This is a genomic window from Verrucomicrobium sp. BvORR034 (genome assembly GCF_000739635.1).
Taxonomy (GTDB): Bacteria; Verrucomicrobiota; Verrucomicrobiia; order Verrucomicrobiales; family Verrucomicrobiaceae; genus Verrucomicrobium.
The window spans coordinates 53729-68782 of record NZ_BATQ01000001.1 but is presented as its reverse complement, the minus strand read 5'-3'; the positions used below and the strand labels follow the sequence as shown (position 1 = coordinate 68782).

15 protein-coding genes are annotated in these 15054 nt (G+C 61.0%); 5 read left to right on the top strand and 10 right to left on the bottom strand.

The features are described from left to right. Nucleotides 1-834, top strand: coding sequence for a metal ABC transporter permease (locus BV034_RS00240; protein ID WP_050022916.1), 834 nt, complete (start codon nucleotides 1-3; stop codon nucleotides 832-834). A gap of 79 nt (nucleotides 835-913) precedes the next feature. Next, nucleotides 914-1603 carry an HAD family phosphatase gene (locus BV034_RS00235; RefSeq protein ID WP_050023010.1) on the top strand — a complete coding sequence of 230 codons (690 nt, stop codon included), beginning with the start codon at nucleotides 914-916 and terminating at the stop codon, nucleotides 1601-1603. Between the two features lie 155 nt (nucleotides 1604-1758). Here BV034_RS00235 and BV034_RS35520 read toward each other — a convergent pair whose 3' ends face one another. Beyond that, nucleotides 1759-2028, bottom strand: coding sequence for a hypothetical protein (locus BV034_RS35520; RefSeq protein WP_050022915.1), 270 nt, complete (start codon nucleotides 2026-2028; stop codon nucleotides 1759-1761). Nucleotides 2029-2201: 173 nt separating this feature from the next. On the opposite strand from BV034_RS35520, the gene BV034_RS35515 reads away from it, so the two are divergent. Beyond that, nucleotides 2202-2417 (top strand): hypothetical protein, encoded by a 216-nt coding sequence (locus tag BV034_RS35515; RefSeq protein WP_265592474.1) that lies wholly within the window; start codon nucleotides 2202-2204, stop codon nucleotides 2415-2417. A 6-nt stretch (nucleotides 2418-2423) separates the two neighbouring features. Here BV034_RS35515 and BV034_RS00220 read toward each other — a convergent pair whose 3' ends face one another. Beyond that, nucleotides 2424-2918, bottom strand: a complete 495-nt coding sequence (locus BV034_RS00220) for an N-acetyltransferase (RefSeq protein ID WP_050022912.1) — start codon at nucleotides 2916-2918, stop codon at nucleotides 2424-2426. A 148-nt stretch (nucleotides 2919-3066) separates the two neighbouring features. Here BV034_RS00220 and BV034_RS00215 point away from each other — a divergent pair, with 148 nt between their 5' ends. Further along, nucleotides 3067-4677: an RtcB family protein gene (locus BV034_RS00215; protein WP_050022910.1), complete on the top strand. Its 1611-nt coding sequence runs from the start codon at nucleotides 3067-3069 to the stop codon at nucleotides 4675-4677. A gap of 985 nt (nucleotides 4678-5662) precedes the next feature. Here BV034_RS00215 and BV034_RS00210 read toward each other — a convergent pair. The 7 genes from BV034_RS00210 to BV034_RS00190 all read right to left on the bottom strand — a co-directional run bounded on the left by BV034_RS00210 (nucleotide 5663) and on the right by BV034_RS00190 (nucleotide 11749). Beyond that, nucleotides 5663-7096 carry an ATP-binding protein gene (locus BV034_RS00210; protein ID WP_050022908.1) on the bottom strand — a complete coding sequence of 478 codons (1434 nt, stop codon included), beginning with the start codon at nucleotides 7094-7096 and terminating at the stop codon, nucleotides 5663-5665. 162 nt (nucleotides 7097-7258) lie between these two features. After that, complete coding sequence (locus BV034_RS00205; protein WP_265592473.1) at nucleotides 7259-7504, bottom strand: hypothetical protein; 246 nt, start codon at nucleotides 7502-7504, stop codon at nucleotides 7259-7261. 124 nt (nucleotides 7505-7628) lie between these two features. Further along, complete coding sequence (locus BV034_RS34340; RefSeq protein ID WP_081887474.1) at nucleotides 7629-7769, bottom strand: DUF3096 domain-containing protein; 141 nt, start codon at nucleotides 7767-7769, stop codon at nucleotides 7629-7631. A gap of 240 nt (nucleotides 7770-8009) precedes the next feature. Beyond that, complete coding sequence (locus BV034_RS00200; protein WP_050022902.1) at nucleotides 8010-8822, bottom strand: hypothetical protein; 813 nt, start codon at nucleotides 8820-8822, stop codon at nucleotides 8010-8012. Between the two features lie 183 nt (nucleotides 8823-9005). After that, entirely contained in the window at nucleotides 9006-9170 is a 165-nt protein-coding gene (locus BV034_RS34335; RefSeq protein WP_009966117.1) for a DUF1328 family protein, read from the bottom strand. Between the two features lie 240 nt (nucleotides 9171-9410). Then, nucleotides 9411-10010, bottom strand: coding sequence for a hypothetical protein (locus BV034_RS00195; protein WP_050022899.1), 600 nt, complete (start codon nucleotides 10008-10010; stop codon nucleotides 9411-9413). A gap of 107 nt (nucleotides 10011-10117) precedes the next feature. Next, nucleotides 10118-11749 (bottom strand): L-lactate permease, encoded by a 1632-nt coding sequence (locus tag BV034_RS00190; RefSeq protein ID WP_050022898.1) that lies wholly within the window; start codon nucleotides 11747-11749, stop codon nucleotides 10118-10120. A 287-nt stretch (nucleotides 11750-12036) separates the two neighbouring features. On the opposite strand from BV034_RS00190, the gene BV034_RS00185 reads away from it, so the two are divergent. Next, a complete protein-coding gene (locus BV034_RS00185) occupies nucleotides 12037-13647 on the top strand; it encodes a phosphate ABC transporter substrate-binding protein (protein WP_265592472.1) in 1611 nt (536 codons plus the stop codon). A gap of 19 nt (nucleotides 13648-13666) precedes the next feature. Here the strand turns inward: BV034_RS00185 and BV034_RS00180 are convergent, their stop codons facing one another. Then, complete coding sequence (locus tag BV034_RS00180) at nucleotides 13667-15019, bottom strand: M56 family metallopeptidase (RefSeq protein WP_050022897.1); 1353 nt, start codon at nucleotides 15017-15019, stop codon at nucleotides 13667-13669. Nucleotides 15020-15054: the final 35 nt, after the last annotated feature.

The following is a 15054-nucleotide window of genomic DNA, read 5'->3' as shown; positions in this document are numbered from 1 at the left end:
ATGCACTGGCTCGAACCTTTCCGCTACTCCTTCATGGTGGATGCCATGCTCATCGGAGCCCTGGTGGGCACGGTGTGTGCCGTACTTTCCTGCTACCTCGTGCTGAAGGGCTGGTCCCTCATGGGAGATGCCATCTCCCACGCAGTGCTGCCTGGTGTGGTGGGTGCTTATCTGCTGGGCCTGCCCTTGGCCGTGGGGGCCTTTGTCACCGGCCTCTTCTGCGCCACCGCCACCGGCTGGGTGAAGGCCAACACCCGTATCAAGGAAGACACGGTGATGGGCATCATCTTCACAGGACTGTTTGCCCTGGGACTGGTGATGTTCACGAAGGTGCAGACGGACGTGCACCTGAACCACATCCTCTTTGGCAACATCCTGGGCATTGAGCGCAGCAGCAAGATCCAGACGCTGGTGGCGGCTGTGCTGACGCTGGGCGTAGTCCTGACTTTGCGAAAGGATCTGCTCTTGTACTGCTTCGACCCCACGCATGCGCGCACCATTGGCCTGAACACGCAGGCTCTCTACTATGTGCTTCTCGCGCTGCTGGCGGGTACCATCGTGGCGGCTCTACAGGCCGTGGGCATCCTGCTGGTGGTGGCCATGCTCATCACACCGGGCTGCATTGCCCATCTGTTGACGGATCGCTTTGACCGCATGCTGGTCGTGGCGGCGCTCTCTTCGGTCGTTTCGTGTGTGACCGGGGTTTACATCAGTTTCTTCCTGAACGCCGCCCCTGGTGCTTGCATGGTGCTGGTGCAGGCTCTGATTTTTGCCCTCGCCTTCGTCTTTGCGCCAAGGCACGGCCTCCTCGCCTCTCGGCGGGTCAAAGGCTGACACACTTCGTTCCAGCCTGGGTCACTGAAGCGGGAAGATTGAGATTTGAAGTTTGGCATTTGGCACCTTCATTGGTGCCATGCCCGACATCTCCCTTTCCGCCACCACCGGTTTCATCTTCGACTGGGACGGCGTCATCATCGACTCCCATGCGCAGCATGAGGAAAGCTGGCAGCTGCTGTTTCAAGAGCTCGGCCGTCCCATGCCAGAGGGCTTTTTCAAAGCCACCTTTGGCATGCGCAACCAGCAGATCATCCCCATGTGCTTTGACTTTGTGGCGGCGGAAGATCACGCAGAGATCGCCCGCCTGGGCGATCGCAAAGAAGAGCTGTATCGCGATATTCTGCGTCGGGATGGGATCGTTCCGCTGCCTGGAGTGGTGACGCTCCTGGAAGAGTTGCTCTCTCTGGGCATCCCCACCTCCGTAGGGTCCTCCACGCCCCGTCTGAACATTGAGACCATCATGGGCATGACCGGGTTGGATCGCTATTTTCAACACATTGTCAGCGCGGAAGATGTGACTGTCGGCAAACCGGATCCCCAGGTGTTTTTGAAGGCGGCGGAAAAGCTCGCCCGCACTCCGGCACGCTGTGTGGTGTTTGAGGATGCGCATGTCGGCATTGAAGCCGGCAAACGGGCCGGCATGAAGGTGGTGGCGGTGGCCACCACTCATCCGCTGGAGAGCCTGGGCCAGGCAGATGTTGCCTACTCGAACCTTGAAGGACTTTGCGTGAAGGACATTCTCGCCGCCACCGGTTTGCAGGAATGATCATGGCGGAAGGACCCGAAGAAGGGGGCTGCCAATTTTTAAGAATGATCATGGAATGATGAATAAGGGTTCATGAGCCTCGTCTGATCTGACGAACCGCGACGCACAACACAACGCAACAGCGCGGCTCAAAAAACCCAATGAAACTCGTCATCTCATCCCTCGTTATCGCGCTCACTCTTGCCTTTGCTCCCACCGCGACTTTTGCCGGTGGTCATGATCACGGCCATGGACACGGTGGCGGTCACGGACACGGCGGCGGTCACGGACACGGCGGCGGTCACGGACACGGCGGCGGCCACGGCCACGGCCACGGCGGCGGCCACGGCCACGGCGGCGGCCATGGCCACGGACACGGCGGTCATGGCCACGGACACGGCGGTCATGGCCACGGACACGGCGGTCATGGCCACGGACACGGCCATGGCGGTCACACCATCTACATTCCAGGTGTCGGCTATGTCGTGATCGGTCGGTGATTTTGGCTCTTCTCCTGCCTCACGAGACCGCCGGGTGGCGGCCGGACGGAGGCATGGATAGTTTATTGAAACCCGCACTGCTTCAATCCTCCAGCTGCTTCCATCGAGAAGCCTCCAACATGAAAATGCTGTTTGTCCCCCTTGCAGTTCTTGTGTTTGCCTGTGGTGCCACCATGGCAGCCTCCACGGTGAACTCCAACACCCCGGGCGATACCTTCATGCAGAAGCTGCGCCACGTCTGCGGCGTCCGCTTCTGCGGCTGTCACCATCATCATCACTGCCACGACTGGTGCGACCATCGCGGCCGCCACTGGCATTGCCCCGGGCACGAGTGAGGCCCGTCATGCCACCGGCCCCGGGGCCGGCGTCTCCTCCCGTCCCGGGACGGGAGATCGCATGAGGAAATAATCACTGCCCACATCCTCCCCGCGCCCCTCCACGGTCCACCCGTGCTTTTCGTAGAAGGCGAGGGCGCGGCCATTGGCCGCCGCACATTTCAACGTCCACGTTGTTTCCTTGAAGGAGAAGAGGGTGCGCATCAGCGCCTCTCCCAGTCCACTCCGCTGGCAGGCCGGGTGCACATACAGGTGGTGGATGAAGTTGTCCGGCTCCCAGATGGAGATGAACCCCCAGACGGTTCCGTCGTCCCCCTCCGCCACCCAGATGCGCTCCCCTGCGGTTTCTATCGCGAAGTCCGCGAGCGTGAAGCTGCCGGGTGCCCGCCAGTGAAACGCGTCTTCACGACACGTCAGCAGCAGTTGCGCCAGCGCCGCCTCGTCCTCGAGGCGTACCGGGCGGATGGAGAAGCTGTGTGGGAACGCGGGGCGGTCGGGCATGCGGGAGTCGCATATCCATACGACTCCAGCGTTGGATTCTGGACAGAGTGCAACATCAATTTCACATTGTGACCATCCTGACTGGGGAGTCAGGGCACCTGATGCCACGGCGCTCGACAAGGCGCACGTCATCTGGCAGTTTCCTTCAATGTCAGTGTTAAATGGAGAAGACTTTCTGGAGGCCGGATGGGCCCCCGGACCGCAGATTGGACAAGCCCTTGTCAAAGCCGCCGAGTATGAGGCCAAAGGCATCACGGATCCGGCATATCTGCTGAAGCTGTTGCGTCGGGACTTCCCTCCCACTGCGCCCAAGTTGACCATGCGGGAGACGGCCGCACCCCTGGCAGAAGCCATCGAGGCCACCTGCCCTGAGGACGAGCGGAACATCAAGTCCGTGCGTCGCTACATGACCGAGCTGCTGCAAACACCGGTGGTGACTCGCGGGGCGGTCATGCCGGATGCTTGTCCTGCCGGGTCCGTCCCCGCGACCATTCCGGTCGGAGGCGCCGTGGCGGTCCAGAACGCCATCATCCCCAGTGCCCACAGCGCAGACATTTGCTGCTCCATGCACGCCACGTTCTTCCAATGTGGAAAAGGTGTGACGGAAATGTTGGATGACCTCATGGCTTCCACCCGCTTTGGCATGGGGGGCCGACGGCCGGAGAACTATGTGCCGCACGCCGTGAATCATGAGAATGTCTGGCAGAATCCGTTTCTCCAGGGCCTGCGGGAAGACGCACTCAAGCACATGGCCGACCAGGGCGATGGCAACCACTTTGCCTATCTGGGCAGGATCCGGATCTCCCATGAGGTTCGCCAGCAACTGCGTACAGCGGGCCATGAAGAACTGGCAGCCGCGCTGGAAGGGCATGATGAAAGTCTGGTACTTGTAACGCATCACGGCTCCCGCGGGCTCGGGGCCAAGGTTTATGCCCGTGGGCAGAAGGCGGCGCTGGCTCACGTCAAGCGTCATGCCGCCGACATCCCCGCTCCGGCGGCGTGGCTTGACTACGGCACCCAGGAGGGGCGCGACTATTGGGAGGCGCTGCAATACGTGTCCCGTTGGACCAAGGCCAATCATGAGAGCATTCACGCCCGGTTCTTGGAAAGAACGGGTGGCGTGGCCGTGGCCGCCTTTGGCAACGAGCACAACTTTGTCTGGAAACGCGGTGATGTCTTCCTCCACGGCAAGGGGGCGACCCCGGCCTGGAAAGATGACGCAGGACGTCCCTTGTTGGGGCTCATCCCACTGAACATGGCCAGCCCCATCCTCATGGTGCTGGGGCGAGATAACGAGGACTACCTTTCGTTCTGTCCGCATGGTGCGGGGAGGAATCAGTCACGCACCGCGATGATGCGGAAGTATCGCAACGATGAAGGCGAGCTTGATACCAAACGGGTGCAGCAGGCGCTGGAGCACAGCACCCGCGGCATCGAGGTCCGCTGGTTCTACGGTAAACCGGATTTGTCCGAGTCACCGCTCGGCTACAAGCCGGCGGCCCAGGTGAAGGCGCAGATTGAGCAGTTTGGGCTCGCGGATGTGGTGGCGGAGATTGAGCCTCTGGGTTCCATCATGGCCGGCGACTCTGGCCCACCGCCCTGGATTCGCCGCAAGGACGAGCTCACGCCCAAACAGCTCCGTGCCATCGAGCACCGCTCCGACCGCCGGAAGGAACGGCAGCGGTTGCGGGATCTGGATGATGGCGGGAACGTGGAGGCGGAGGCGGAGGCGGAGGCGGAGGCGGGTGAGGAGGATTGAGAGGAGAGAGTTCTAGGAGTATATGGAAGATGTAGACAGGGGCTGTGCTGCCGCCTCTGGGACAGGGATCCTTTGTGAGGCTTGGGCAATGCACCATGTATTCGAGGTAGTGCGGAGGAGCCCGGATCACCCCGGGTTCAGTCGAAGCTCTTCCTCGAAGAGGATCTGGCCACAAGCCCAACGTTGACGAGCTTCTAGCGAGTCTACGTTGGGTGGACTGAGATTGGGGCCTACTCCGAAGGAGTTGCGGCGGTCTGGGGCGCGGACCTCATTCGCGAGATCCTCATCATAGACGCTTCAGTTAGTGCCTCCTCACGTCAACAACTACGTCCGGTGTTGGAGGCGATGTGGCAGAGGGGGAACTGCTGGGGCGACTGGAAATGGAGGCAGGTGATCCCCGCGGAGCGGGCCCGCGCTCTTAGATACTGGCTGGCCGTCAAAACGTTCTATTTGGGTATGAGAAACAACGCCGATCGTAGTTGTCGACGTGAGGAGAACGGACCAACCTCGCGCGTTTTTGGGGTGGCCGCCAAGGAACCGGCTCTAGCTCAGTCCGAAGCTAATCCCTGTAAGGAATTTGTAGCATAGCCCAAGGTTGGACGAGCCCTAAGCGAGTCAACCTTGGGTACCTCCGCGGAGGATGATCAGGTGGGAACGCCGACAGAATCCGCTTTCTCCCCACCGCCATCAACACCTCCACGTCAGTCCCCCAGGTTCCTTGGCAGGCACAAATTTCCCTGTATATAACGGCGTGGCTCACCCGATGAACGAAGGCCCAAGGTGTACGCTGGGATCAGGGTTGGACGAGGGATCACCTTGTGGCCGCCACAGCCATCCAGACCGCCGTAACTCCTTCGGAGTAGAGCTTCTTCTTCCACGCACCCAACGTAGACTCGCTGGAAGCTCGCCAACGTTGGGCTTGTCGCCGCATCCTCTTCGAGGAAGAGCTTCAGCGGACTCACCGAAACCGGTAGGCTCTCCCCCCTCACCTCGCGGCTGCTGCCCCGGCCTTCACATCTTCTTCAACACCTTCAGATACTGCTCCCCCTGGCACCACGGGCACGCCGGGGAGGTTGATGGTGAAGAACGAGCCTTCGCCGGTTTCACTCTTCAATGCAATGGTTCCGCCCATTAGCTGGACGAGCTGGCGGGAGATGCTGAGACCCAGACCGGTGCCACGACCAGCGGTATTCTCCGCCACTTGTTCATAGTCGCGGAAGATGCGCTTCTGATCTGTTTCCGAGATGCCCACGCCAGTATCGGACACGCGGAACTGAAGATCAAACCTGGGATGGGTGCCGGCCACGCGCGTGCCAAAGGCCTCCAGGGCAATGCTGCCTTCCGTGGTGAATTTCAACGCGTTGGAGACCAGATTGCCCAGCACCTGTTTCAGGCGTTCCGCATCGAGTTCAAGCAGGGATGGGACTTCGGGTGAGGTGCGGCAGATGAAGGCCAGGCCCTTTTCACGAATCGCGCCCTCGTGCACCACTGCCACTTCACGCAGCACATCCCGCACGTTGACCGGCCCAGGTTCCAGCTTCAGGCGACCTACTTCCATGCGGGAGAGGTCAAGCAGGTCATTCACCAGGCGCAGCAACGAGCGGCCACTCGCCTGAATGGCCACCAGGGATTCCCGTCCAGCCTTGCTGTCGGGACTCTTCGCCAGGAGTTCGGCGTGACCAATGATAGATGTCAGTGGGTTGCGGATCTCATGGCTGATGTTGGCCAGGAAGCGGCTCTTCTTTTGCGCGATGTGTTCCACCCTTGCCTTGTCGAGCTCCAGCACCGCTGCTTTCAGTGCCGACTTCTGGGCCCGTTTCATGAGGAACAGGCCTGCTGCGGCAGTGATGATAGCCATGATCCCACTCCCGATGGACGTGAGGTGGAGCATATGCAGATGCCACCACGTGCGTGCGTTGCGCCGGTCAAAAAGCAGTTGTTCCCTCGCAAGGCCTTCATCCATGCGGGCCTGGAGGGCACGGCTCAGGCCGCGGCCTTCGTCCACCAGCGGGATCATCGTGCGCGGATCCACCGCGTTGCCCCGTTGGGTCACCATCAGGTCAAACGCGGCGAACCGGGACTCGGCGAGCTCCCTCACACGGAGCAGCAGATCCTGCTGAACAGGGTTGTCGTGAGTCATTTCCTGAATCCTCCTCAACTCCAGCAGCGCGTCGGCGCGACTCTGCCCCATGAGGGCCAGACTCACGGTGTCGCCTGCCAGTGCGTAGCCCCGGGCGGTGGATTCGGTCTCACTGAGCAGCGCACGCAGACGGAGGAATCGGGCCATGACCTCATCCGTGTGAAGCACGCTGGTGATGTTCTGTTCGGTGAGACGGGCGCTGCGAATGTTGGCGGCCAGGGCCACCAGCAGCAGGAAGGCGGCGATGGTGAACAGCCAGCGATGCCAGGAGCGGATCATGGAAACTAAATTGGGATGAAGGTGGGTGCTTCCGCGTCAAAAAAAGGAGATCCCGACCGCATGGCGGGCATGCGGCCGGGATCACATTTTACTGCCCCCAGGAGGGACAGGTGGCGCGCTGCCCCTCTGATTCGAGGCTGCGCACCGGGATGGACCTGCAAATCAGTTGGTGGCGTCTTTCACGGCTTCTTTGGCGTCCTTGGCCGCATCTTTCACGCCCTCAGCTGCGTCTTTAGCCGCGTCTTTGAGGTCCTCGCCCGCGTCTTTGGCCTTCTCGTTTTCACGAATATTGAGACCGTCCTTTACCGCCTCGGTGGCGGAGCGGGGCTTCTCTTCACAACTGGTGAACAAGAGGGCGGAAGCACCGGTGAGGAAGAGGGCGACGGCGATCAACAGGCTGGATTTCATGTCGTATTTCATAGAAGGAGGGGTGTGGTTTGTAGTAGATGGTTTTGTTTTGATCTGATCTCAGGCCTTGGGGAAAGGGATCGGAAAATGACGGGCTCGCTTGGTCTTCACTTCTTCAATCCAATCATGAAGGGCGTCCCGTCAGAGCGAGCACTCCTGTCAGAATGAGATAGATACCCACCACGTAGTTCAGCAATGCGGGAAAGATCAGCACGCAAATGCCTGCAATGATGGAGACGATGGGATGGAAGAGAGTCGATTTCATGGAAGGAGGCGCGTCGGGGACACGCAACTGCCTTCCCTCTCTTGCAGGTTCGGTTCCAACTCGAGATGCCAGTGTATAACTGGCTCGCTATCAACGGGTTGACATATTGCGCCGAACCTGGTTCTCCGGCCGTTTTCATGCAAACTGCATGTCAAAACGGGCGAAATACTTGCTTTTTGCATCTGTTTCCACGGTCCGGCGTCGAGATGCGCCAGACAAGATGCACGGTGCTGGAGTCAACTATACGCGGAGCATATCCTTCACGACCTGGCACCACAGGAAGAAGCAGCCTCTCCATGAATAGCGGAATTGCTCGCCTTCAGTGCGGACAATAACGCCAGCATCGAGGTTGTGGGAGACCTGCTGCACGAGGTCATCTTCGATGACGGTGTGCAGGTTTTCAGGATCCTGCGCTTCTGTCTTGGCCGAGGTGATGCCATGGCGGGCCAGGAAGGCCTCGTGAGACACCAGCATGTCTTCAAAGGTCTCGGCGTCGTCGCAGCGGTTCATACGCTGACGGGGAGACAGCTTCATGGTGAAGCTGAAGGGGTAGTTCGTCGTCACCAGCGTTTCACCATCGGCGGTGCGGGTGGTGAGGCTGGCGTGGGAGAAGATAAAGGCCTCCTGCTGGGCGACGCTGATGGTGGCCTGGAGCTTCTTTTCCTCATTGTAAAAGAGACGGACAAAATGGTCAGTCTCATCCCACTTCCAGCCGGCGTCATCCGTCTTGCTGAAACCCGCTTCTTCCACTTCATTCGTGATCTCGTCCAGATCTGGAAACACCTCGCGGGACGGGGGAAAACGATGCTTCACGTGGCTGTGAATGGGGAAGCGGAGCTTGCGCACCCGGCCGACGATCTCCACCCAGGGGAACAGGAACCACAGGGCGAGCGCCAGCCAGCCCCAGACATGACTTCCGGTAAGGAAATAGGCAGCGAGATAACTGGCCACCAGCACTGCCACCCAACCCGCCTTGTTGAGGTAGCGATTGTGAAAAGTGCGGCATGCGTAGGCAAAAATCAGCAGGCCAATAATGAGCAGAAACTTGGACATGAAGGCGGTCTGGGGGAAACGAACCGACAATTAAAACACGGAATGCGTGAAAAGCAAACCCGCAGGCCCTCCGGCCTGAGCCTGCAAACAAGCCAGGGCAGCCCTATGGCTGCCCTGCGCGGGGGGTTTGATCATGAAATGTGGGTTGGGGCCCGCTGCCAGGGATGGCCGATGGCAGGCCCGTCACGGGGCTGTTCTTCGACCGGTGACCAGCGAGATCAGGAAGAAGACCAGGAAGATAAAGAAGCAGATCTTGGCCACCCCGGCAGCGGCACCAGCGATGCCACCAAAACCGAGCACAGCCGCGATCAGAGCAACTACCAAGAATGTTACAGTCCAGGAAAGCATGGCGGTATGGGTTTGATTTTAGCTGGTCGATGTCATCCACCCGGATGATCATCTCACAGCGCTGCCCATGTTAGTCGCATAACCCATGCCTGGAGGTGCGAAGGCAGCATAAAGTGCTCACGTTGAGCGAAGTGCCCGATCTCATCGAGCATTCGCGAGGCAGCTTTGGTCATGCATTATGCCTGCTTTTACCCCCGTGGGTGGCAATCCGCACACCCATTGGTAGCCCTCCTGCTCCTGTTACGGATCTTCCTTCACTGCCTCAATGCTCAACGTGTAGATGCGGCTGCCAGACTTGAGCACCTCGTAGGTTTTGCCCGGCTTCATCAGGAGGGAACTGGTCGTGCCCTCCTCAGTATAGCTGTAGGAGGTGATCGTGGTGCCTTTGTCTGAATTCTGAACGGTGTTGGGTGTGGGAATGGAAGTGGTGAGGGAGTACTGAAAGCGCAGGCCTTCATCCGCCTCATCCAGCAGGCCACTGAAGGAGATGCGCAATCCCAAGGGCAGGGTCGCGGCATTTTGTGCAGAGGTGTCACCCAGCTCTCCGGCGAAGAGGCTGCTCTTCACCTGACGGGAAGAAGTGAGCAGGGAGCATTCGCGCTTTTTATCTCCGACGCCCGCGATGGTCAGGTGAATCCGGTAGTTCTGCTTGAGCTGGATGTCCGACCCCTCGTTGAATCCGGGGCCCGTAACCCGTCGCCGAATGGGATTGGGTGCTGGTGCGGGCGCGGACGCAGAGACGGGCGCAGCTGGTACTTCCTGTGCATAGACAGGCAAATCAGCCGCTACGATCAGAAGCGCAGCCAGCCATGTCAGAGAGGGAACGTGTTGTGATTTCATAGGAAGGTGGTGACGTCGAGTAACATGGACGTTGAGTGAATCATGATTATTCAAAGCCTGCCCTGGACGGACCGTGAAGGCCGGGGGGCAACGCTGTTCTGCGAGGCTTACTTCACCACCATCTCCGTGAACGGCCAGACATAGGCTTGCAGGAAAACCAGCACGCCGACCAGCGATGCCAGCACCAAACTGTGCCAGAAGACCCGGCGCAGGATGGCCCCCTCCTGGCCAAAGACCTGGGCGGCGGTGCTGGCCACCACAATGCTCTGGGCATCCACCATCTTGCCCATCACGCCGCCCACGCTGTTGGCAGAGGCCATGAGCACCGGGCTCACGCCCACCTGCTGGGCCGTGATCGTTTGCAGGGAGCCAAAGAGCACGTTCGAAGCGGTGTCTGAGCCCGTGAGAGCCACGCCGAGCCAGCCGAGCAAGGTGCCGAAGAAGGGATACAGCCAACCCGTCTTTGCCAGGGTGAGCCCCAGCGTGGCGTCGGCCCCCGAGTACTTCGTGACAAAGCCCAAAGCGAGCATGCAGGCGATGGTGATGAGGGAGAGCCGGATCTTGATGATGGTGCGCAGCCAGATCTGCAGCATGCGCAGCGGGCTGAATCCCATGATGAGACCGGAGACCAGGGCGGCCAGAAGGATGGCAGTGCCGGTGGTGGAAAGCAGGTTCAGCTTGAACAGGGCTGCCTCAGGCTTCGCGGCCGGGGTTTCAGGAACCACGGGCGGCACGCGCAGCACCTCGTTGTGCAGACCGGGCACCGGAAGATCGCGGCTGAAGGCGGCATCCAGGCTGTCCTTGATGCCCGGCTGGCTCCAGACAAACACCACTCCGGTGAGGATGAGCCAGGGCAGCCAGGCCCGCTTGCGGATGCGCGCTCCCGTATCGGCGATGCTCTGGACATGCGCGCTGGCGGGAGCTTCGGCGGGCTTCCAGAAGCGCAGCAGCACGGCCATGGCCCCCAGGGCAAAGAGGGCGGAGACAATGTCCACCAGCATGGGGCCGTGATAGTTCGACATGATGAACTGCATGAAGGCGAACGAGACGCCGGCGGTCAGCGCTGCCGGCCAGGCGCGTCGCAGAGCAGGCCGCCCACCATGCACGGCGATGATCCATGCCGGGATCATCGCTGAGAAGAAGGGCAGCTGCCGCCCTGCCATTTGAGAAAGGGTGAGCTCACCCAGGCCCGTGACCTTGTTCAGGGTGACGATCGGAATGCCCAGTGAGCCAAAGGCCACCGGGGCGGTGTTGGCGATCAAGGAAAGCACGCAGGCCTCCAGAGGCCGGAACCCCAGCTGGATGAGCAGGGCCGAGGTCACCGCGACCGGAGCACCGAAGCCCGCAATGCCCTCAAAGAAGGCCCCAAAGCAGAAGGCCACCAGGATGAGCTGGATGCCGGGGTCCGGTGCCATGCGGGTGAAGCTGGTCCGTAGTTCATCGAACCATCCCTTCTCCACCGTCATCTGGTACAGGAAGATCAGGTTCAGGATCATCCATCCCACCGGCAGCAGGCCGAAGGCCGCGCCATAGCCTGCGGCTGCGGTGGCGGCGGTCAGAGGCATGTGAAATCCGGCCACGGCCACGACCAGCGCCACGATGAGGGCCACGACCGCCGCGAGGTGGATGCGCAGTTTCCCCGAGGCGATCAGCCCGAGCAGGACCCCCACGGGAATGGCGGCGACCAGGGTGGAGAGGGAAGGGTTGCCAAAGGGGTCGTAATTCTGAAGCCAGGGCATGGAGGTGGAGAAGGTGGGCGAAAGCGTGAGGCCAAGACGCGGCGGCTTGCACCAAACTTGCAAAGAAGCCCCAGCTCGTGATGGACAAAATGATCCTGTCAGACTCCAGACCGGTTTGGCAAGAATGAGGACGGTCCCCCGTTCCTTTTCCAGCCTGCCCCTTCATGAGCTTTCCTTCTTCCCCCCGAATCTGTCTTCGCCCGATCCTCGCCTTGATGATGACGGGACTTGCGATGCAAGGTCATGCTGATCCTCCTCCCCCACCCCCACTGCAGGGCCTGTGGCTCATGGGGCAGTCATTGTGCGAGGGCTCAGAGTCCCTGCCCCTAGTCACCACCACCCCGTCTCCATGGGGAAACTGGATGTTTCAGCGGGGAGTGCGTACATGGGCGCATGGACCGTGGTCGGCCAAGCCTGAGGGGCGTCCGGCGGAGGACTTTGCTCTGGTGCCTCTGCAAGCATCCATGAACGGCGGCACCGGAGAGACGATTGCCAATGGCCTGGCGGATCACCTGAAGGCCACCCTGCCCGGCGTGGCTTCGCAGGCAGGTGAGGCGCCGCATTTTCTCGTGACCTATGCCGGCCAGGGCGGCCGCGGCATCGATGAGCTTTCCTCTGCCAACCAGTCGGCAGACCCGCGCTCCCCGGAGACCAAGCGGCATGCCGGCGGCTTCTATGTCACCAGCCTGGACGATGCCCGGCGGGCGGTGGCCCTGTCCAAAGCCCGGGGCCAGGACTTCGCCATCACCGCCCTGGTCTGGATGCAGGGGGAGGCCAATGGCGGCCCCACCGGCGGGCTCGTGCCCAGCCGTTGGGAGGCGGAACTGCCGGCTCCGAAGGGACAGGAGTGGTATCGCGACCGGCTGGTGAGTTATCGGAAACAATGGTCGGATGATCTTCGGGCGATCACCGGTCAGGCCGGGGAGATCCCTCTCTTCACCTATCAGACACTGGGGGCCGCCGGGCATGCCCAGTTGATGGCTGCTGACCAGGATCCGCACCTGTACATGGTGGGACCGCACTACATGGTGCCCAGCGCTATCAATAGCCGCTATGCGGGCCGTCATGGGGAGGGCATTCACCTGGCCGCAGATGGAGAACGCTGGTATGGCGAGCAAGTGGCCAAGGTGGTGCGCCGTGTTCTGATCGAGAAGGAGGACTGGCAGCCGCTGCGTCCCCGGCGGGCCGTACCGGAGGCGGGACGCTCCTCCGTGTTGGTGGACTTCATCGTTCCGCGTCCGCCCCTGGTGCTGGATGACGCGTTTTTGCCGCGCCAGCAATCGGCTGCTGGAAAACCGGGCACGTATGGCTCACTGGCTGGCTTCCAGCTTCGCAACCAATCAGGGGCGGTCATCGCCCTTGAGGCCGTGCAATTGTCATCCGCTACGCAAGTCCGGCTCAAGTTGGCGGCTCCGTTGCCTCCGGGCGCCCAGATCAAGATCAGCTACGGTGTCCCCTATCTTGGAGCGGTCGGCCGCATCACGGCCGTGCGGTTGACGCCGGTCGTGGAAGGGCAGCCTGCCACCACGGAGCTGGCGGTGGCACGGGAGGGCTCATCGATCTCTTTGAAGTTGGACGAAGGCACCTGTTACATCGCGAACCAAGCCCCGGCTGCTGCCGCCACCCGGGCACCCATCCGGGATCTGCGGGATGAGGATGGGAAGATCGTGATCCGGATTGAGAATCGTGAACTCCGCAATCAGGTGCCTTTTCTGGAAGGGCAGACGCTGGTGGCCTATCGCGCGTTTTCCTACGGCAACCTGCGGGATTCCGATCCCGAGAAGGCGGTCTATGCCTTCGGAGATCGGGAGTATGGGACGCGTGCCGGACAACCGTATCCCCTGTGGAACTGGTGTGTGCTGTTCAACTCTTTCCCGGTGGAAGAGTTGTCACCATGAACCGTGGGCGAGAATGCCGTCAATCGCTGGCAGGTTCGTTCCCTTCAATCAGCACCTCGTTGTCCACGTAGCGGAACTTTACCCCTGCCAGTTGGGTGATGTAGTTTAGTGCTTCATGCAGGGGAATTTGTATGAAATCTACCGACATCTTGGCTTGTCTGTCGCGCACGGACAGGTGCGTCACCGTTATCTTAAGCGGCCTCTTCTCCGGTGATGCCTCGACGATCTTGAGGCGTATGGCGGCGACCGCTTCCTCCAGGGAGGCCATGCGGAGTTTCAGCTCGGGGAGCACCGTGCGTTCAGCCAGATCTTGTATTTCTGTGGGATTGCCTTTGCTGGAGTCTTCCGCGGGTGCCGCGAGTCCGCGAATCTGCACCATGGTCAGGAGGATCAGGCACAGAACTCCCGCTGTGGAGATCTTGAACCAGGTGCTGCGGCTCACGGGCTGGTGGTTCACCCGGGGATTTAGGATGGCGGTGATGCGTTGCTCCAGAGTGGAAGGGCGTGCCATGGCCAGCGCTGTGCCCAGGCGCTGACGTGCCACGGCCAGGCTGCGTGCGGCTTCCACCAGTTGGTGGGCATAGGTGTCGGCTGGGGTGCCTTTGAGGAGAACGTGATCATCACAGGCCTGTTCCTGGGCGGTCCGCCAGGCCCTGGCGGCGATCCATACCAGAGGATTGGGCCAGTAGAATGCCTGCACCGCTGTGGCGAGGAGACGGGAAAAGGCATCGCGGTTTCGGATGTGCCCCAGTTCGTGCAGCAGGGCGGCCTCAAGCCGAACCTCATCCCAGTCGGACGAGGCCGTCGGCAGCGCAATCACGGGTCTGCGAATGCCCCAGGTGACGGGCACGGCCAAGGTGGGACCATGGCGCAGGCGGACACGACGTGAGATGCCCAGTGAGGTGGCCAGTTGCTTGCACAAGCGTCCTTGCCGTGACTTGGGCGTGAGATGCATGGTTTGCCTCGCCAGCTTCCTCAACTGCCGCCTGGAGATGAAACGGCGCATCAGCAAGACCCCGGCACCTGCCATCCAGATGACGATCCACGTGATTCCCGGGCTGGTTTCTTCCAGGGACTCCATCATGGAACGCCCGCCATAGATGCTGTTCGCCGGGTCCAGCTCCTCCGGTGCGTTGAAGATCGACCGTTCTCGAGACGGAGGCGGAGCCATTTCGGCCACGGTCAGACACCACGGGGGTTCGAAGTAATAAGTCAGGGGCAGCAGGGACAGCAGCAGGAATCCCACGCGCCAGGCGGCACTGCGCGCGCCTGCGGAGGCACGGCGAAAGACAGCGAGCAAAGCAAAGACGACAATCAGAATGGCGCTGCTGCGCAGCCCAAGGTCAATCATGAGGGGGGTGATGGCATTCATGGCGCTGTTTTGGGATGTGAGTCCGATGTGAAAGG